A 17,441-nucleotide genomic window follows, 5' to 3' on the forward strand; every position below is an offset into this window, starting at 1 on the left:
GGATTATTAGCCTTCTTCTCCGGCCAACAATTCTTCCAGGCTAGGCAAGGTTTTATCGGCGTGGGCACGCGCTTTGTAAACGTCCACAAACTCCATGAAAGCCTGCTCCAAATCGTCCAGCACTTCTTCCTCATCGGCTACCTCGTCTTCCGGAATTTCATCGGATTCCAGGTAGTCTTTTTGAATAGCGATCTCGCCGTTCAGAGATAACAGGGCGAGGATTAGGGCATTATTGGAAATATTTTCTGGCATGGTGTGCTCGCAGGTTAGGATTGAAGAGAAAAACGGGGCCGGCAACTGGCGGCGATTAAATCAACTGCGCGTAGGCAGCGTATCGAAAGGGTTCGCATTCATGCTGTGTTGCCTCCTTGAAACTTATGCCCGCATTGTAACGCATAGCCGCTCATCCTTGCCATGCGTTAAAACTCCCTCGCGCGCCGTCATACTTTCCCTGATCGGCTATTTTCCGCCGGGCATACTCCCGTTTCGATTCTCAGGACCAGCTTACCAGCTACATTTGCAATTTACATCGGTTGGTTCGGAAAATTCCTACCTAGGGCTGCATAGCCGTAAAAACCCGAGCGGCAGACCGCCTCCGGTCGATCTATCTGCTTAAAGCCGTTTTAACTGTATCCGCGTTCTAAACACCGGCAGCCAGCTTCTGCTTGAAAAATGCAGGCAAGGGACGTTTTGCGGCGTGATAGTCACTTGCCAATCCTCATCTCGAAAAAACCTAAGCTTGAGGTTGGCATCGTCCAACACCCACACCTCGTCCAGCCAGAAAGAGCCGTAGGGCACGCCAAACGAACGCACCGCCAGCACGTTGAACTGGCTATCCAGCAAGATTATCTCTGTCGCTTCTTCAAAGGGACAATCCCAATCGCAAATTAACAGGTATTCATGCGCGGGAGTTTGAAATTGATGCAAAAGCCGATAGCCGGGCACATAAGACGAGCTCGGCAAGCCTTTTATCAGCAATTGAGTCTGCAATGGCCAATCTTGATATTCGCCCACGTGGCTTTTCAAGGAAAAAATATCGGTTGTTTGCATCGTCTCTACCTGGATAAAACGAGGTTGCCGTTTGATTTTATTACAGTCGAAAATTCGACAATCCTGAGTCTATCAGCAGCGCCCGGTTACAGAAACATCATCAAGGCAACCTGAAATCCCCCATATTCCCTGCCCCGTTGTTTACAATAGCCCTCAAGGCACTTATTTTTGAGACCCATGACCGCAGACTGGCAACTTATGCCGCTTCGCGGCCCCTACAAACTCACTCAAATATCGCCATACCCAATACCGTAAAACCATTCCAGCACAGGATACATTTTCCCTCATGAAATTCACCGACACAGGCACCCTAGTCAATTGGCAGTTAGACGACATTCATATTATCCAACCCTTACACGATAAAGCCGACGGCGGTTCGCGCGGCGGTGTGTATCTGTGCATACCTAATTTTGAAGAATTATCGCCACCTTTCGCGCTTAAACACGGCGAATACCGCATAACGCCTTGCGACAGCGATCTGCCGCACCAAAAAAACCTCACCGCGCCTGACGAAACTAACTGGGGCAGCGTCGAGGTAATCACCGATTGGCAAGAGCAGACGGAAGCAAACAGCAAAACCCTGACCGTCAGCACCCGCATTCGCGCGATGTCGGAAACCGCCTTGGTTCGCCCTGGCTTTCACCCCTATTTTTCGATTTCGCCCAACAGTTTTATCGAGATTGCGGATACGCAGATCGAAGTTGCAACGCTCCCGCACGATAGCTTGAGAGTGCATCACGCCAACTCGCCAGCGGCACCGATCCAGTTAAGCACAACCGATTACACGGTGACGATGACTTGCCACATCTCGCCGTTGTCTGAAGGCCTATCGTTGGCGTTTGGTATTTGGAGCGATAAAAAAGCGGAGTATGTCTGCATTGAGCCGATTATCGGCGATCAACCAGGCCCGGACGGCCTGCCGACGCCGTTGACATTGCAACAGGATGAAGAGTTGGTGATGGTGTTTACGATTCGGGCTGAGAGAGTGGGATTTACGGATTAGCCATCAATTTTTTAGGATGGAGCAACGTGCAGCCGATCCTATTATCTACAGCTTTTTCATTTGCGATGAGCCCGATCACATAGTTATTCGCTGATGAGATGTGAAAATTGATCTCTGATTGTCGAAATATCAAAACAAAAGGCATCTAAAAGATTAACGGCTCGTCTGATAGCCTTGATTTCTTCATTGCGTTCTGGGGCATGTCTTTTTAATGATAACCCTGAATTTTGCAGCCATTCTTGCAAATCAGAAACCGTGGTTAGCGATACATCTGCCAAGAGTAGCTGCGTGGCCGTTATATTTGACAGGTATTTGGGAGTTAATTGATCTTCAGAACTTAACTTCAACTTCCAGACAAGGTCGCGAATTGTTTTCTGAGGGATGGGACATTTTTCGATCTCTGTTATTTCGCCGATTTTGTCGAGATAGATTGAAGGGTTACTCTTTATCTCGCTAACGATACTTGATAAGCCAATATGTCGGCAATATCTGTGCAGTATTTGGCTCGCTCTTGTGTCACTGACGCCAATTGATTCTCCAGCAGCTTTAAGTGTGCCGCCATTTGCAATTGACCGAATAATTGCAGCACCACGAGTGTCAATTTTCAAAATTTGTCTCCGAATAAAATTGGGTTAAATGCAATAAAACTCCACAATAGCAAAGCTTTCAGCTGGGCATTGCTTTCGCTCTACCCAGCTACATTTCTAGCTTTATATCAATCCCGCAACAACTCATTAATCCCGGTTTTGCTGCGGGTTTTCTCGTCCACTTGCTTGATAATCACCGCGCAATACAGGCTGTGGCTGCCGTCTTTGCTGGGCAGGTTGCCGGAGACGACCACTGAGCCGGCTGGAATGCGACCGTAGCTGACTTCGCCGGTCATCCGGTTGAAAATCTTGGTGCTTTGGCCGATGTAGACGCCCATCGATACCACGCAATTATCTTCGACGATCACGCCTTCGACGATCTCGGAGCGGGCGCCGATGAAGCAGTTGTCACCGATGATGGTGGGGTTGGCTTGCAGAGGCTCCAATACGCCGCCGATACCGACGCCGCCGGACAAATGCACGTTTTTACCGATTTGTGCGCAAGAACCCACGGTCACCCAGGTATCGACCATGGTGCCGCTGTCGACATAAGCACCGATGTTGACGTAAGACGGCATCAGAATCGCCCCGGGCGCAATGTAGGAACCGTAACGGGCGACCGCATTCGGCACCACGCGGACGCCGGCTTGAGCAAAATCGGCTTCGCTGTACTGGCCGAATTTGGTCGGCACCTTGTCGTAATAGCGCACGTCGCCGCTTTCGATGACTTTGTTTTCATTGATGCGAAACGACAGCAGCACCGCTTTTTTCAGCCATTGATTGGTGACCCAATCGCCGTCTTTTTTCTCGGCGACGCGGGCTTCGCCTTTATCAAGCATATTCAAGGCTTCGGCAACCGCGTTACGCACTTCGGTTGAGACGGTGGACGGGCTGATTTCGGCGCGGTTTTCAAAGGCGTCGTTGATGATGGTTTCCAGGTTTGACATGGTTTCACTTCTTGGAATGGTTTTAAAAAAGGGTCTGGGTTTCTTCCCCCTTTGTAAAAGGGGGGTCGAGGGGGATTTATCTAAAAATCTCCCCTAGCCCCTCTTTTTCAAAGAGGGGAAATTCCTACGGCTTGTTTTCATTGAGAAATGCTTTAATCCGCTGCGCAGCCTCAACACATTCCTCAATCGGTGCGACCAAGGCGATGCGGACATGGTTAGCGCCGGGATTGATGCCGCCACTATCGCGGGATAAATAACTACCGGGCAACACCGTGATGTTTTGCTGAGCGAACAATTTCCGCGCAAATTCGGTATCTGCAATAGGCGTCTTTAACCAAATATAAAAGCTGGCCGGCGGCCGGCTAATCTCGCACACATCCTGCAAAATTTCGATAAACCCGCTGAATTTGTCGCGGTACAACTGGCGGTTATGCTTGACGTGCTCTTCATCGTTCCAAGCGGCGATGCTGGCGTGCTGGGTCGGCACCGGCATCGGGCAGCCGTGGTAGGTGCGGTATTTAAAATACTGTTTCAACACCTCGGCGTCGCCGGCCACAAAACCGGAACGCAAACCCGGCGCATTGGAACGCTTGGACAGACTTTGGAAAATCACGCAGCGTTTGAAATCGGTAATGCCGGCCTGATAAGCGCTTTGCAGCAAGCCTTGCGGCGGATGGGCTTCGTCGTCGTAAAGCTCTGTGTAACACTCGTCGGAAGCGATGACAAAATCGTACTTTTCGGCAAAAGCCAATAATTTCAGATGATCGGCTGGTGTCAGCACCGTGCCGGTTGGATTGCCCGGCGAGCAAATAAACATCAGTTGGCAGCGTTGCCAAATCGCCTCCGGCACGCTGTCGAAATCCGGCAAATAACCATCGGCTTCCACGGTATTCAGATAATACGGCTCGGCGCCAGCCAACAAGGCCGCGCCTTCGTAGATCTGATAAAACGGATTGGGCATGATTACCACCGGCTTCTCTGCCGGATCAATCACCGCCTGCACCAAGGAGAACAATGCCTCGCGGGTGCCGTTGACCGGTAATACCTGAGTCTCGGCATCCACACCGCCGGCCGGAATGCCAAAACGGCGGCAGGTCCAGTCGGCAATGGTCTGACGCAAGTCCGGCAAACCTTTGGTGGTGGGATACTGCGTCAAGCCGTGCAAATGCCGCAGCAAGGCTTCCTGGATAAAGTGCGGGGTGGCGTGTTTCGGTTCGCCGATCGACAACGCGATATGGGCTTTATCGGCCGGCGGCGTAATGCCTTGTTTCAGCGTAGCCAGTTTTTCAAAGGGATACGGATGTAATTGCGATAAATGCGGATTCATTATTTGCTGCAATGCGGCTGTCTACCGTTGTTTTTGGCTTGTTGCTGCATCTGCAACGCTTGATTCATATGCTGATTCAAATTCTCGATGCGGCTACCGTGCGATGGATGGGTGGACATAAATTCGATAGGTTGGCCGCCCTGCGCAGCCTTATCCATTTTCAACCACAAATTCACGCTCTGCCGCGGATCAAATCCCGCTTTGGCCATTAAATCCAAACCGATGGTATCGGCTTCGGTTTCATGCACCCGGCTGAACGGCAGGATGACACCGTATTGGGCGCCAACGCCTAATAAGCCCAGCGCAGTTTGCCCCAATGCGGTTTGCGGCTGCGACACGGCTTGCACCATCGATAATCCGGTGCTGACCGCGGTTTCCTGCGACAAACGCTCATTACTGTGGCGCGCCAGGACGTGGCCTACCTCGTGACCTATCACCGCCGCCAGTTGATCTTGATTGTCGACCAGATTGATCAGACCGGTATGTACACCAATTTTGTTGCCAGGCAATGCAAACGCATTCAGGGTTTCATCTTCAAACACCACCACTTCCCATTGCCCGCCGGTTTGTTGGGTAATGGCTTGCGCCACACAGCTGGCAAATTGACTGTAGCGTGGGTTTTGCGTAATAGGGTTTTTGCTTTTCATGTCGCTGAAGGATTGCAAGCCCATTTGATCGACCTGATTATCGGACATGTAGATAAACTGGGAACGGCCGGTAGGGCTAGTAGCGCAAGCAGTTACCGCTAAGGAAACAGCCGTGGAAAGCAGGAATTTTTTCAACATGGCGACAACATCCGCAAGCAAAAGAAGCGGCATTTTAACGTAACTTGTGAGCCGGAGTTAAAAGCTTTTTGGCCGATCAAGCCTTATTCCGACTCCGGATTGAACCCAGGCTATTTACAGAACAGCTCTTGAAAATACCTGGATCAGACGCTGCCGAAGAAATAAAAATCGCCGGGATTAGGCGTTTTCCAGCATGTGTAAAAGTTGTTGCAAGCAAAACAGCGTTGCCTGCTGACGTATCGACTGCCGGTCGCCGCTGAATTGTTTCTGCAAACAAGCGCCATTAGCGCCGCGCTTTTGCCAGGCGATAAATACGGTTCCGACCGGCTTTACCGGCGTGCCGCCATCCGGCCCGGCAATACCGGTGACGGCCAAAGCCAGATCGGCCAGGCTATTGGTCAAAGTGCCCGCCACCATTTCCAAAGCAGTCTCCTCACTAACCGCCCCTACTCTCGCCAAAGTCTCCGGTTTGACACCCAGCATATCGATCTTGGCATCGTTACTATAAGTAACGAAACCCCGATCAAACCATCCGGAACTGCCCGGCACATCGGTAATTGCCTTGGCAATGCCGCCGCCGGTGCAGGATTCCGCCAAGGCCAAACGGAGACTCAGGGTGTTTAGTCGATTGCCGAGCGCTTCGGCGAGTAAATAGCTTGGATCGTGCATAGCAGTCCGGTTAGCTGATACGGCATCAAGCCGAAAAGGGATTTCGTTGCAGCGAAAAGGTCATCGCTGCAACAGACGGGAGAACTTACTTAGGCAATTTGGCGATTTCCGAGACTTTTTCGAAATCGGCGCCGACACTGATGATAAAGCTGGTCACTTGCTCGATGCTCATGTCCGATTTAACCACTTTCGATTCGTGCACAATCACCGCAAACCCTGAAGTAGGATTGGGCGATGTCGGCACAAACAACACATAACGGTCGTCGGTCTTGTTGGTAACGTAGGCAGGCACCCAAATACCTTCTTTTGGATATTCGATGTACACCACTTCGCGCGGTCTCTGCAATTGATGGCCGGCAATCATGTTCACCAGTTTCTTGGTCACCCGGTAAATCGTGCTTAACAGCGGGATGCGCTCGATCAGGTGCTCGAACATCGCGATGATGGAAAACCGGCCCAGGCTAACCCGACTCCCCACATAGGTAATGGTCGCGAAACTGGCGGCAAACAACAGAAATGTCACCAGATAATTATCGGAATAACCGTAAACGAATTGAAACAAATCGGTAAGTCGGTCTTTCACGAACAACACGATTTGTACAATCACCATAACCGGTATAAACGCCAGAATGCCGATCAGGGTGTGGTTAAGGATTTTCTTCATGATGCGCCTACCTTTATTAGTTATAGTTGTTAGGAAACTAGGTTTTAGCAGAGTTACGCCGGTTAAGGAAGTCTCGATGCATGCATTGCCTCCGAAACACCCCTAGCCGCACTCAAGGTAACATTTTATATAGTGCGCGCGTGGCAATTGCCATCAACGGCAGCATGACCCCGGTCAGGCACAGCAACGCGCTTAAGGTCGTCAGACTGGCGCTGGCATCCCAAATAGTTAAAGAACTATTTAAAGAGATATTGGATGGCGCCAAGAACGGAAACAAGGACACTCCCATGGTTAAAATCACCATCACCACCATCACGGCACTAGCCAGCAGCGCCCAATATGCCTTATCCAGACGGGACAGCACCAACGCGGCTATCCCGCAGACAAAGGCCAAAGCAGGCAAGGCCCATAAGGCCGGTTCGTGCTCGTAATTGTCCAGCCACAAACCGTCGCCGCGTTTCACAAATTTGGTCAATGGGTTGGAAACCCCATTCGGCATAATCTCGGTGCTGACATGATAACCCTCCAAATGAGTAATCCAACCGCCGGCCAACGCAAACAACACCAAAAACGCCAGACCGCTGGACATGACCAGCGCCTTACTGCGCTGGTATAGCTCGTCTTGGCTATGCGTTTGCAGGTAAATCGCGCCATGCACTGCCAATAAGGCTACACAGGTAGCGCCGACCAAGGACGCAAACGGACTGAATAGCCCGGAAAAGCTGCCCAGAAAAGCAATGTGCATATCACTGGCTAAATGAAACGGCACGCCTTTCAACAGATTGCCGGCCATCACCCCCAACAGCGCCGCCGGCAACAAGCCACTGATAAACAAGGCCTTATCCCATTTTTTCAGACTATCCTCGCGCGTCACGCTAGCTCTGAAATACCAGCCCAAAGGCCGCACGAATAGCGATAACACCATCAACAATAGCAAAGGTTGAAAGCTGGCAAACGTCGCCGCATACACTGTCGGCCAACCGACAAACAATACACTGATCGTTACCAATAGCCAGACTTGATTCCCGGCGCTGGTTGGTGCCAACCTGGCGACCAGCTCGGCGCGCTGCGCCTCGGAGGCATGCAAAAAGGGCAACAACAGGCTGACGCCGATCTCGATACCGCTGCTCAGCACAAAACCGATCACGAACAAGCCCAACACGCCCCAACAGATCAAGCGCAGCATTTCATAATCAAGCAACATAACTCGGCTCCTGGTTAATCGGCAACGCGGTAGCGCTGCCCTGCCCGATAAACTTTAAAGTTAACATGACGGCCAACGCCAGCAGGCCGGCATAGGTCAAACCGTAAGCCGCCAGACTGACTGCCAGATCGGCGACAGCCAATGTGGATACCCCGTGCCAGATGGGCAGCATATCGGCCACCAGCCAAGGCTGCCGGCCGAACTCCGAGATAAACCAGCCGCTGGCGCTTGCCAACCACGGCAACGGTAAAGCGTAAACACTGGCCTTGAATAACCAGGCATGCCGCCAACCGACGATATTGACCGCGTTTGCCGCTGCAAACAGCAGCGCCAGCAAGATGCCAGCGGTAATCATCAGCCTATATCCCCAATACAAACGCCCGCCAGCCGGCACACTGACGCTGGAGGCTTGTTCTATCTGCGCCGGACTGGCATCTGTCACACTTTCCCGCCAACGCTTCAGCAATAAGCCATAACCCAAATCCACTTTGGCGGCAGCAAATGCCGCCAACAGTTCCGGCTCTTTTTTGTCGTCGCGCAATTCTTGCAACATTGTGTAAGCTTTTATGCCATTGCCTATGCGCTGGCGATTTTGTGCCAAAGTCGCATCATTGGGCAGACCGTTAATGGCCGCCAATTTGTTATGCTGCATCGCGCCGGCGCCATAAACACTGGCATCGCCTATCGCCATCGTAGCGATCACACTCGCCAAACCCAAAGCGGCCGCCATCCGGTAAGAACATTGCGCCAATTCGGTTTCGCGCTGCTTCAGTAAATAGTAAGCACTGATAGCCAACACAAAACCAGCCGCCACCACATAACCGGCCAGCAAACTATGCACAAATTTCGCCCAAGCCAGCGGATTGCTCAGCACCAACGACACATCAAGCAACTCCAGGCGCAGCGTTTGGGTGTTCAATTCCGCACCCACGGGATTTTGCATCCAGACCGCTGGCGATCAGAAAGCCGAAAAAACTCAAGTGACAGCCAATCGCGATTAGCCAAGTTACCGCCAAATGTGTGCCTTTACCCAGGCGCTGCCAGCCAAATAAAAACCAGCCTAGGCCGTTGGCAGCTATAAACAAACCGGCAAACCCCAACAATAAAGGCAAGGCAAACACATCGCCGACATAATGCGCAAAATACGACCAATGAGTGCCGAATTGACTCGCCATCACCAAAGAAGAAGCCATATTCAAGCCAAAACCAATCGCAAACGACTTGCCCCAGAACTGGGTGATACGTTGGTAAACGCCCTGCCCGCTGAGTACAAACCAGGACTCCATAGCCGCCAACAAGAGCGATAAACCCAGCGTCAAAGGTACGAATAGAAAATATTGCACCGCATGCAGCGCAAACTGCGCCCGCGATAACTCAACAACCGTTTCGGAAATCATCCCCACTCCTCGGTCAAGCTCAAAAATGCGGGCAATTATAGAGTTATCCGCTTGTTTGTCTGCGATTTTTCTCGACCGATTCGCATTAAAACCCGCGTGAAAAACTGGAGAATACAGACGACTGATATACACTTTTCAACTTACAAGCACACATTCCAAAACCACATGGGCTTTACTCCGCGCCACATCGTTGGACTGAAAATAGTCGCTATAGCCCTGCTTTACGCCATGCTGGCCAAACTGGTATTGGCTTTTTTTTCCGACAACGGCAATGTCACGCTGGTTTGGTTTCCAGCCGGCCTGGGGATGGCCACTTTTCTGTTGGGCGGCAAGCGCTATTGGCCGGGCGTATTCATCGGCGCGTTTCTGGCCGGCATGCTGGTCGGCGACTCCTGGTTAATCTCCGCCTGCATCGCTACCGGCAATATCCTGGAATCCTGGCTTGGCGCCTGGCTACTGCTCGGCAACCCAGGCTTTTCGCTATCGCTACGGCACCCGCGGGATTTTGCCTGGCTGACTTTGACAGGCATCATCGCCGCCTGTTTCAGCGCACTGATCGGCCCCATGACCTTGTTTTTAAGCAAGTATCTGCCTGCCGAAGCCCTGCTACCCAGTATGCGGCACTGGTGGATGGCCGATGTATTGGGAATCGCCTTGGTCACGCCTTTAATTCTGATCTGGCGACACTGGCCGAAAGACTGGTTCGCCCCCAAACGCTTACTGGAAACGCTGGCCTTCATAGCAACGAGTTTTTTGAGCGGCCAGGCGGTGTTTTTAAGCTGGTTTCCCAACCTGCTGAACGCTTACGGCGAAACTTATTGGGCCTTCCTGTTTGTGGTTTGGGCGGCTGTCAGATTCGGCCGTCACGGCGTGCTGCTTTTGGTGACCATGACCGCCATTCAATCCCTGTGGGGATTGCAACATCAGTTGGGCGCATTCGCCACCACACACCTGCAAAGCGGCCTGCTAAACATCTGGTTTTACCTGTTCATCCTGGCCAGCGTGGGTATACCGCTAGCCCTGACTTTATTCCATCAACAACAAATCAACCAGGCCTTGCAACAAAGTGAGGCCCGCTTGAGTTTTGCATTGGAAACCATCGATACCGGCGCCTGGGATCTGGATTTGCAAGATTATTCGGTGCAACGCACGGCCATACACGATCAAATTTTCGGCTACAGCCAACTGCTGCCGCATTGGACCTATCATACATTTCTCGGCCATGTCACACCGGAACATCGTGATATGGTCAATGCCGGTTTCCAAACTGCCTGCACCCAACACAGCAATTGGAATTTCGAATGCCGAATTCGCCGCATCGACGGCGCAATCCGCTGGATTCGCGGCTCCGGTTGCCACCAAATCGGCAATAGCCCGCGCATGACCGGTATTCTGCAAGACATCACGGCATACAAATTGGCTGAAGAAGATCGGCAATTGGGCATGTTGTTTTACCAAAATTGCAGCGAAGCGATGATGATCACCGAAGCGGATGCCACCATCGTCTCGATTAACCCGGCATTCAGTCGCATTACCGGTTACTCCGCCGAAGAAATAATCGGCAAGAACGCCCGGATTCTGGGCTCCGGCCGGCATGACGATAGTTTTTTTCAAGCCATGTGGCAAATCATCAATAGCAAAGGGAAATGGCAGGGCGAAATCTGGAATCGACGTAAAAACGGCGAACTCTATGTCGAGCAGCTCAACATCAACACCATTTTCGACCGCAATGGACTACCGCTAAAGCGTATTGGCCTGTTTTTCGACATCACCCAGCGTAAGCTCGGTGAAGAACAACTGTGGAAACAGGTTAATTTAGATCCGCTCACGGGTGTTGGCAATCGCCGCCTGTTTTACGACAGACTGGAGCAAGACATTAAAAAAGCGCAGCGCGGCGGCTGGTTTTTGGCATTGCTGGTGGTGGACATCGAGCACTTCAAAGACATTAACGAGCGCTTTGGTTATGCGCAAGGCGACAGCATTTTGCAGGAAGCCGCGCAGCGCGTGCTAGCGAATGTGCGGGAAACCGATTTGGTGGCGCGAATGGATGGTGCGGAATTTGCGGCCATCCTTGCCGAGCTGGAAAAAACCGACAGCACGGAGCGCATCGCTCAATTAATTATCGAAAAACTCGCCGAACCGTTTACGCTGGAACACGACACAGCCCAACTCAATTGCCGTATCGGTATCGCCATCTGCCCTGACCATGCCGACAATACCGAAGCGCTGAAACAAGCCGCTATGAATGCCGCCAAAAAAGCCGCTTCACAAACTTACCGTTTCGCCAATCCGCCGACCGCGTTTTAACCGCGATTCAGCCAAGCCTCAACACAGGCGCTGCCGCGGAAACACGCAGCGGAATTTACTGCCTCTGCCCAATTGGCTTTCAATGTCCAGCTTAGCATCGTGCCTGACCAACACATGCTTGACGATCGCCAACCCCAAACCCGTGCCGGGGATTTTTTGATTGCGTTTCACTTCCGCGCGGTAAAAGCGTTCGGTAATCCGGGGAATATCCACACTGGAGATCCCGTCGCCAAAATCTTCCACTTCAAAATAAACACTGCCGTCGGGCTTGCCCCGCCAACTCACTTTAACCGGCGAGCTAGGCTGCGAATATTTCATGGCATTAACCAACAGATTGCTGAAAGCGCTACGCAACTCCTCCATATCGCCACGCACATTGGCTCGGCTATCCAACACGAGCTCGACCCGGCGCTCATCCTTTTCCAACAAATCGCTTTCCTGGCAAACCTGCACGAGCAAATCAGGAATATTCACGCATTCGAATTTCTTGGTTTTACTCTCCAGGCGCGCCAGTAGCAGTAAATCATCGATCAAGGCTTGCATGCGCTCGGTCTGTGCCGCCATGTTTTGGAATGAGCGGGTGTAAGGACTGCTACCGTCGTCAAGTTCCTGCAAGGTCTCCAGATAACCACGCAACACGGTAATCGGCGTGCGTAATTCGTGCGAGACATTGGCCACAAAGTCGGTACGCATCCGTTCGATATTCTTTAGATGGGTGACATCCTGCGCCATCAACAAACGTAAGCCGGCACCGTAAGGGAAGATACCGATTTGCAAAATCATGTTTTCGTTGATCGGCGAGGGAATACAAACCTTGTTGTGGTAATCCTGATCCTTCAGGTACTGAATAAACAACGGGTGCCGGACCAAGTTAGGAATCCGCTGCCCGTTATCGGAACGCTTCAGGCCCAGATAGTCATAGGCCACCTTGTTGCTCCACTCGATTTCGCCGTAGCTGCCTAGTACCACAATGGCGTCAGGCAAGGCGCTGGTCGATTTGCGAAACCCATCCAGCATTTTGCCCAACTTCTTCTTCTGGCGTTTTTGGCTTTTGCGAATTTTATAAAAGTGGTAGTAGATGTCGCCCCAGATCCCTTTAAAATCGGGGCGCTCTCCGCGGCCGCCCTGGCTTAACCAACGTTCCAGGCGGCTCACGTTGATCGATTGCTTAATGTAGAGAAAAAGGGTGATTGCCCATAAGAAATAGCTGAGGTGCCCGACAAAAAAACTCAGCAGTAAAGCCGGTATCAGTAAAGCAATAGCAATATTTATTTCCCGCTGCCAACGCTGCATGAATAATCAGTTTGCCATCGAAAAACGGTAACCAAAACCGCGCACGGTCTGGATCAGTTCCTCGCGGCCATATTCGGCCAGAATTTTGCGCAAGCGGCGAATATGCACATCCACGGTACGCTCCTCTATGTACACGCTACGCCCCCAGACCTGATCCAGCAAATGGGTTCGACTGTAGACCTTGTCGGGATTGGTCATAAAAAACTGCATCAATCTAAACTCGGTAGGACTGACTTCCAGACTGCGGCCGGCGATAGTCAATTTGTGTTGCTCGGCATCCAAAGTGAGATCGCCGACGCTGAGCTGTCCGGATTCCGACAACTTGCCGCTACGACGCATCACGGCCTTGATCCGGGCAATCAGTTCTTTGGGTGAAAACGGCTTGGTCACATAATCGTCGGCACCAATTTCCAAACCGCGAATTTTGTCTTCTTCCTCGCCGCGCGCGGTGAGCAAAATAATAGGCAACTCCTTGTAACCCGGCTCGTTTTTCAAGCGTCTGGCCAATTCCACGCCGCTGATGCCCGGCAGCATCCAGTCCAGGATAATCAAATCCACCATGTTATCGGCCAAACTCTCCCTGGCCTGCTCGGCGCTGCCAACGGCGATCACGGTCAAATTGGCCTGTTCCAGCACCATGACCAGCATCTCCCTGATCGCTTCTTCGTCTTCCACGACCAGGATTTTCAAGTTCGACATAAGCATGTTTAGTCTAAAGGGTCCAAGGATTAGGCTAATTTAGCAGCGCTATATTACCGTTTTGTGACAAAAAAAGCCGACCAATCCCCGAGCTATCGTCCCTTACCAGGGTCCGGCATCGGCCCCGCCGTCACGCCACTATCGCCAACCGGAGCGGCAAAGGCGTCCGACACTAAAGTACTTATATTGCCGCCGCTCAGCGCTTCCAGAAACGCTACAAGATCGGCGATTTCCCGATCAGACAAGCCCAGCGGCTTGAGCAAGGGCGACAAATTTTCGTTGGCTACGCTGCCTTGATTATAAAACTTCACCACCTCCGCCAGACTAGGCAAGGAACCGTTATGCATATAAGGCGCGCTGAGCGCGACGTTGCGCAGCGACGGGGTTTTGTAAGCCCAGCGGTCGGCGGGATTTTGGCTGATCTCGTAATAGCCCAAGTCGCCGGGTTTCTCGGTATTTACACCTTTCAGATGCTCGCTATCCACATCCACAAACACGCCCGGCGCCACTTGCACTCTTTGTTTTTCCGGCGACTTTTGCATGGATTCGGCATAGCCAATACCGGTGTTATGGCGTTTTTGATCGGTAAATAAGGCAGACTTGTCGCCAATCACGTGACAACTGCTGCAAGCGGCTTTACCGGTAAACAAAGCAAAACCCCGTTGCGCCGCCTCGCTAATCGCCGTTTTTTGTTTCCCAAAATACCAGCGGTCGAATGGCGAATCGGCGGCATTTAACGTGCGCTGATAACTAGCCAAGGCCTGACCGATGGTTTCCATGGTCGGCCCTTTGTTAAAGGCTTTTTCAAACAGCCCGCGATAATCGGCGCTGGCTTTCAGTTTATCCACCACATAACCAATCGACGGATTCGCCATCTCGTTATGCGCCAACAACGGCCCCCAGGCTTGTTGCTCCAGACTGTTTTCGCGGCCGTCGTGAAACAGCAATTGCGCATAGCCGACGTTATACAAAGACGGACTATTACGCCGCACACTACGCCCTTCAATACCCACCGCCGTGGTCATTTCGTTATTACTAAAGCCTTGTTCCGGGATGTGGCAGATGGCACAGGAAAAGGTATTGTTCAGCGACAGCCGCCGATCGAAGAACAGCTTGCGACCTAGCGCGATCTTGGCAGGCGTGAGCGGGTTGTCTTTGGGCACCGGTAATTTCGGCAAGCCGAGTGGCGGCTTTAGCGCAAAGTCGATCAACTTTGCCGGCTGTCCCCGGCGCTGTGCCAGTGCCAGGGAGCGGGTTTGGTAATCGGCTTGCTGGTAATTTTGCTTATTGTCACCGGGCTGGAACAACATTTCGGGCTTGACTGCTTGCACTGCGGCGACTTGCGGCTTGGCATCAGCCAGTAAGGTCTTTACATCGTTGATCAGCGTGTCGGCATGCAGAAAATCCACGCTATAAATATTGCGGACGTTCTTGTCTTTATCGATCAAATACACCCGCAACAAATGCGAAAACGTGCCGGTAAACTGGCCTTTGTCGTCGTAGACTTTTTGCACATTTTGCTGGTAGCCATCGAGAATGGGTTGCAAGCTGGCCTCGTCTTTAGTGGTCAGAAATTGCCAATCGAAATCGCCGGTTTTAAATCCCTCGCCGTAATGGCGCATCATTTCCGGGGTGTCCTGCTTCGGGTTAAAGCTGAGCGTTATTAATCTGAGTTTGTCGGCCAATTCCGGCTGTTTTTGCAATTGCCGGCTGATTTTGTGCAACACCTGAGTTGCCAGCGGGCAGCCGTTGACGTCGCTGCAGGCCGCGTAAATGAAGCTCAGCAATACCAGCTTGCCCCCCATTAAGTCGTGGAGGTGTTTGGGCTGGTTGTTGGTGGTTAGGATTTCCCCGTCGGCAGCTTTGGTGATGATGGGTAGGGTGTAAGTGCCAGGTTTTGCGGGTTCGAAAGGTAGGGCGGTGTAGCCGGGGGCTAAGGGTTTTTGATTTTGTTCTTCGGCGAGAACGGCTGTGTTTGTCAGTAAACAGAGAATACCGAATCCTATCGTTCCCATGCTCCAGCGTGGGAATGCCGCGGCGGACGCTCCGGCGTCGGCTTTCGGACAAAGTAGACTGGGGCGATCAGGGAGCTTCATGGCTGCTGTTTACTCTTGGGGTTTGGTGTCGCTGGCGCGACGGCTTGATTTAATGTCGGGTCTCGGCCCGACAGCCGAGATACTTTCTTTTGCATCGCCAAAAGAAAGTATCCAAAGAAAAGGCGACCCGGATGCCGCTTATTCCCTGCGCTCCGAAGCTTTTGAACGGGGTTGCCGAAAGGGGCTTCCTGCCCCTTCGGCAACTCGCCGCATCCATGCGGCGCCCCTCCGGGCTGATCCGCTCAAAAGCTCCGGTGCTCGGCGCGGCATACGGGAGGAAAGCCGTCCCGAAATATCGAAATTAACTATCGCGAACTGTGCGTTTCACGTTGAGCACACCCTAAGCCCCACCTACCAAATTAAAAGCTTAAAAAAACTCAGCATTTCCAGCGAAAAATTGACCAATTTCTGTTTGCACTAACATTGAAGACTGGCTGATTCGCACAGATTGAAGTTTGTTCGAGCTTAAAAAACTAAATTTATCAGAGCCATTTCTGGGCTGACTTGTAAACCTTACAATTGGGCGCAGTGTCTTCCGATCAAATAAAAACACGCTACCGCCTAACGAAGAATCATTCTTTGCTGCCTCAGTTACTCGAGCCAGCGCGACGTAATGATCCGAGCAAAACTCCGTGTAATCTTCAATCCATGAATAATCGATGATTACATTACGTCCGTCCATAACACCATGAAGCTTTCCATCTTTAAGTCGAATCAAGTGAAACCCACAGCGTTCCTCCGCTAGCTCATCCGATATTACCGATTTTTTCTCCATTTGTTTTGGTGAGCTGTTAAAACCTAAAACTATTTTTAACGCCGAATCAACCCCTTCTGCCAATTTTCTCTGTGGATAACTCTTCTCATATTGACTATCTAATGGGCAATAATAACTAAGGCCTCCCAGAGACTTAATTTTTAACGGCTGCTCAAACAAAACTTCTTTTTTTTCATCAATCAATCGAATAACCGCACCATCGTGATTTGATTTGGCTTCCAATACTGGATAGTTATTCTGTTTTGCTCGAAGCACACGAATACCATAACCCTTATGCTGTCCATATACCATCCATTCGCGGTCATCCTGTATTTCAATGTAATTGTCAGGCATATGAAGATATAGATGAGGTATGCCTTTTTCTGGCTTAGTTAGTTGGGCATCCGTATATACGCCAAGTGTTGCATTCGACTGGATCATTTGCCGTTCAGGCCAATTCAATTCAACCCCGCAAGGATCGAGCGTCATGAACGCCATTTTTCCACTTAGAAACAGCGTTTTTTCTTGGTCATTAGCTTCTTGCAATTGGCGCAAATGCAACTGATAGGCTCCTAAAAACACGACAAACACTAAAACACCGGACAACCCAAGACCTCTCGCAGTTAGAATCCCTTTTTGTAACAAAGCAAGGCCGTAAG

General features: G+C 51.4%; 18 protein-coding genes. 3 read left to right on the forward strand and 15 right to left on the reverse strand.

The genetic code is table 11. The features are described 5' to 3' along the window. Positions 1–6: 6 nt before the first annotated feature. A complete protein-coding gene (locus tag ACH5Y9_RS18265) occupies positions 7–252 on the reverse strand; it encodes a hypothetical protein (RefSeq protein WP_033155885.1) in 246 nt (81 codons plus the stop codon). Between the two features lie 360 nt (positions 253–612). Further along, positions 613–1,050: a hypothetical protein gene (locus tag ACH5Y9_RS18270; RefSeq protein ID WP_445367093.1), complete on the reverse strand. Its 438-nt coding sequence runs from the start codon at positions 1,048–1,050 to the stop codon at positions 613–615. Between the two features lie 286 nt (positions 1,051–1,336). Here ACH5Y9_RS18270 and ACH5Y9_RS18275 point away from each other — a divergent pair, with 286 nt between their 5' ends. Further along, a complete protein-coding gene (locus ACH5Y9_RS18275) occupies positions 1,337–2,053 on the forward strand; it encodes a hypothetical protein (RefSeq protein WP_445367094.1) in 717 nt (238 codons plus the stop codon). Positions 2,054–2,136: 83 nt separating this feature from the next. On the opposite strand, the gene ACH5Y9_RS18280 is transcribed toward ACH5Y9_RS18275, so the two are convergent. From ACH5Y9_RS18280 to ACH5Y9_RS18320, 9 genes are all read right to left on the reverse strand, one after another. Next, positions 2,137–2,661 (reverse strand): hypothetical protein, encoded by a 525-nt coding sequence (locus ACH5Y9_RS18280; protein ID WP_445367095.1) that lies wholly within the window; start codon positions 2,659–2,661, stop codon positions 2,137–2,139. 107 nt (positions 2,662–2,768) lie between these two features. Beyond that, entirely contained in the window at positions 2,769–3,587 is an 819-nt protein-coding gene (dapD, locus tag ACH5Y9_RS18285) for a 2,3,4,5-tetrahydropyridine-2,6-dicarboxylate N-succinyltransferase (protein WP_445367096.1), read from the reverse strand. A 124-nt stretch (positions 3,588–3,711) separates the two neighbouring features. Then, positions 3,712–4,914, reverse strand: a complete 1,203-nt coding sequence (gene dapC / locus ACH5Y9_RS18290; protein ID WP_445367097.1) for a succinyldiaminopimelate transaminase — start codon at positions 4,912–4,914, stop codon at positions 3,712–3,714. Further along, positions 4,914–5,699, reverse strand: a complete 786-nt coding sequence (locus ACH5Y9_RS18295) for a M48 family metallopeptidase (protein WP_171696651.1) — start codon at positions 5,697–5,699, stop codon at positions 4,914–4,916. Before ACH5Y9_RS18295 ends, dapC begins: the two co-directional genes overlap by 1 nt. Positions 5,700–5,876: 177 nt before the next feature. Further along, complete coding sequence (locus ACH5Y9_RS18300; RefSeq protein ID WP_445367098.1) at positions 5,877–6,368, reverse strand: CinA family protein; 492 nt, start codon at positions 6,366–6,368, stop codon at positions 5,877–5,879. Positions 6,369–6,453: 85 nt separating this feature from the next. Next, the gene (locus ACH5Y9_RS18305) at positions 6,454–7,032 is read right to left on the reverse strand and encodes a DUF502 domain-containing protein (RefSeq protein WP_445367099.1); all 579 of its coding nucleotides are present in this window, start codon (positions 7,030–7,032) and stop codon (positions 6,454–6,456) included. Positions 7,033–7,144: 112 nt separating this feature from the next. Further along, on the reverse strand, positions 7,145–8,236 hold the full coding sequence (gene cydB, locus ACH5Y9_RS18310) for a cytochrome d ubiquinol oxidase subunit II (protein ID WP_445367100.1): 1,092 nt from the start codon (positions 8,234–8,236) through the stop codon (positions 7,145–7,147). Beyond that, positions 8,226–9,179: a cytochrome ubiquinol oxidase subunit I gene (locus ACH5Y9_RS18315; protein WP_445367101.1), complete on the reverse strand. Its 954-nt coding sequence runs from the start codon at positions 9,177–9,179 to the stop codon at positions 8,226–8,228. The genes cydB and ACH5Y9_RS18315 overlap by 11 nt, the downstream gene beginning before the upstream one ends. Then, positions 9,121–9,633 carry a cytochrome ubiquinol oxidase subunit I gene (locus ACH5Y9_RS18320; RefSeq protein ID WP_445367102.1) on the reverse strand — a complete coding sequence of 171 codons (513 nt, stop codon included), beginning with the start codon at positions 9,631–9,633 and terminating at the stop codon, positions 9,121–9,123. The genes ACH5Y9_RS18315 and ACH5Y9_RS18320 overlap by 59 nt, the downstream gene beginning before the upstream one ends. 165 nt (positions 9,634–9,798) lie before the next feature. Here ACH5Y9_RS18320 and ACH5Y9_RS18325 point away from each other — a divergent pair, with 165 nt between their 5' ends. After that, a complete protein-coding gene (locus ACH5Y9_RS18325) occupies positions 9,799–11,940 on the forward strand; it encodes an MASE1 domain-containing protein (protein WP_445367103.1) in 2,142 nt (713 codons plus the stop codon). An 18-nt stretch (positions 11,941–11,958) separates the two neighbouring features. Here ACH5Y9_RS18325 and phoR read toward each other — a convergent pair whose 3' ends face one another. The 3 genes from phoR to ACH5Y9_RS18340 all read right to left on the reverse strand — a co-directional run bounded on the left by phoR (position 11,959) and on the right by ACH5Y9_RS18340 (position 16,028). Then, the gene (phoR, locus tag ACH5Y9_RS18330) at positions 11,959–13,233 is read right to left on the reverse strand and encodes a phosphate regulon sensor histidine kinase PhoR (protein ID WP_205453007.1); all 1,275 of its coding nucleotides are present in this window, start codon (positions 13,231–13,233) and stop codon (positions 11,959–11,961) included. 6 nt (positions 13,234–13,239) lie between these two features. Next, positions 13,240–13,932 carry a phosphate regulon transcriptional regulator PhoB gene (gene phoB, locus ACH5Y9_RS18335; protein ID WP_171696657.1) on the reverse strand — a complete coding sequence of 231 codons (693 nt, stop codon included), beginning with the start codon at positions 13,930–13,932 and terminating at the stop codon, positions 13,240–13,242. A gap of 92 nt (positions 13,933–14,024) precedes the next feature. Further along, on the reverse strand, positions 14,025–16,028 hold the full coding sequence (locus ACH5Y9_RS18340; RefSeq protein WP_445367104.1) for a cytochrome c peroxidase: 2,004 nt from the start codon (positions 16,026–16,028) through the stop codon (positions 14,025–14,027). Here ACH5Y9_RS18340 and ACH5Y9_RS18345 point away from each other — a divergent pair. Beyond that, a complete protein-coding gene (locus ACH5Y9_RS18345) occupies positions 16,027–16,449 on the forward strand; it encodes a hypothetical protein (RefSeq protein ID WP_445367105.1) in 423 nt (140 codons plus the stop codon). The two genes, ACH5Y9_RS18340 and ACH5Y9_RS18345, sit on opposite strands and share 2 nt — an antisense overlap. On the opposite strand, the gene ACH5Y9_RS18350 is transcribed toward ACH5Y9_RS18345, so the two are convergent. After that, the gene (locus ACH5Y9_RS18350) at positions 16,396–17,373 is read right to left on the reverse strand and encodes a hypothetical protein (protein WP_445367106.1); all 978 of its coding nucleotides are present in this window, start codon (positions 17,371–17,373) and stop codon (positions 16,396–16,398) included. The two genes, ACH5Y9_RS18345 and ACH5Y9_RS18350, sit on opposite strands and share 54 nt — an antisense overlap. Positions 17,374–17,441 lie beyond the last annotated feature (68 nt).

Source organism: Methylomonas sp. BW4-1, assembly GCF_052474385.1.

Coding starts and splice junctions, on each gene's coding strand:
- ACH5Y9_RS18300 (WP_445367098.1), bottom strand. CDS start 6,368: ATGCACGATCCAAGCTATTTACTCGCCGAAGCGCTCGGCAATCGACTA.
- ACH5Y9_RS18325 (WP_445367103.1), top strand. CDS start 9,799: ATGGGCTTTACTCCGCGCCACATCGTTGGACTGAAAATAGTCGCTATA.
- ACH5Y9_RS18305 (WP_445367099.1), bottom strand. CDS start 7,032: ATGAAGAAAATCCTTAACCACACCCTGATCGGCATTCTGGCGTTTATA.
- ACH5Y9_RS18345 (WP_445367105.1), top strand. CDS start 16,027: ATGGCTGCTGTTTACTCTTGGGGTTTGGTGTCGCTGGCGCGACGGCTT.
- cydB (WP_445367100.1), bottom strand. CDS start 8,236: ATGTTGCTTGATTATGAAATGCTGCGCTTGATCTGTTGGGGCGTGTTG.
- ACH5Y9_RS18265 (WP_033155885.1), bottom strand. CDS start 252: ATGCCAGAAAATATTTCCAATAATGCCCTAATCCTCGCCCTGTTATCT.
- ACH5Y9_RS18295 (WP_171696651.1), bottom strand. CDS start 5,699: ATGTTGAAAAAATTCCTGCTTTCCACGGCTGTTTCCTTAGCGGTAACT.
- ACH5Y9_RS18270 (WP_445367093.1), bottom strand. CDS start 1,050: ATGCAAACAACCGATATTTTTTCCTTGAAAAGCCACGTGGGCGAATAT.
- dapD (WP_445367096.1), bottom strand. CDS start 3,587: ATGTCAAACCTGGAAACCATCATCAACGACGCCTTTGAAAACCGCGCC.
- ACH5Y9_RS18340 (WP_445367104.1), bottom strand. CDS start 16,028: ATGAAGCTCCCTGATCGCCCCAGTCTACTTTGTCCGAAAGCCGACGCC.
- dapC (WP_445367097.1), bottom strand. CDS start 4,914: ATGAATCCGCATTTATCGCAATTACATCCGTATCCCTTTGAAAAACTG.
- phoB (WP_171696657.1), bottom strand. CDS start 13,932: ATGTCGAACTTGAAAATCCTGGTCGTGGAAGACGAAGAAGCGATCAGG.
- ACH5Y9_RS18320 (WP_445367102.1), bottom strand. CDS start 9,633: ATGATTTCCGAAACGGTTGTTGAGTTATCGCGGGCGCAGTTTGCGCTG.
- phoR (WP_205453007.1), bottom strand. CDS start 13,233: ATGCAGCGTTGGCAGCGGGAAATAAATATTGCTATTGCTTTACTGATA.
- ACH5Y9_RS18275 (WP_445367094.1), top strand. CDS start 1,337: ATGAAATTCACCGACACAGGCACCCTAGTCAATTGGCAGTTAGACGAC.
- ACH5Y9_RS18315 (WP_445367101.1), bottom strand. CDS start 9,179: ATGCAAAATCCCGTGGGTGCGGAATTGAACACCCAAACGCTGCGCCTG.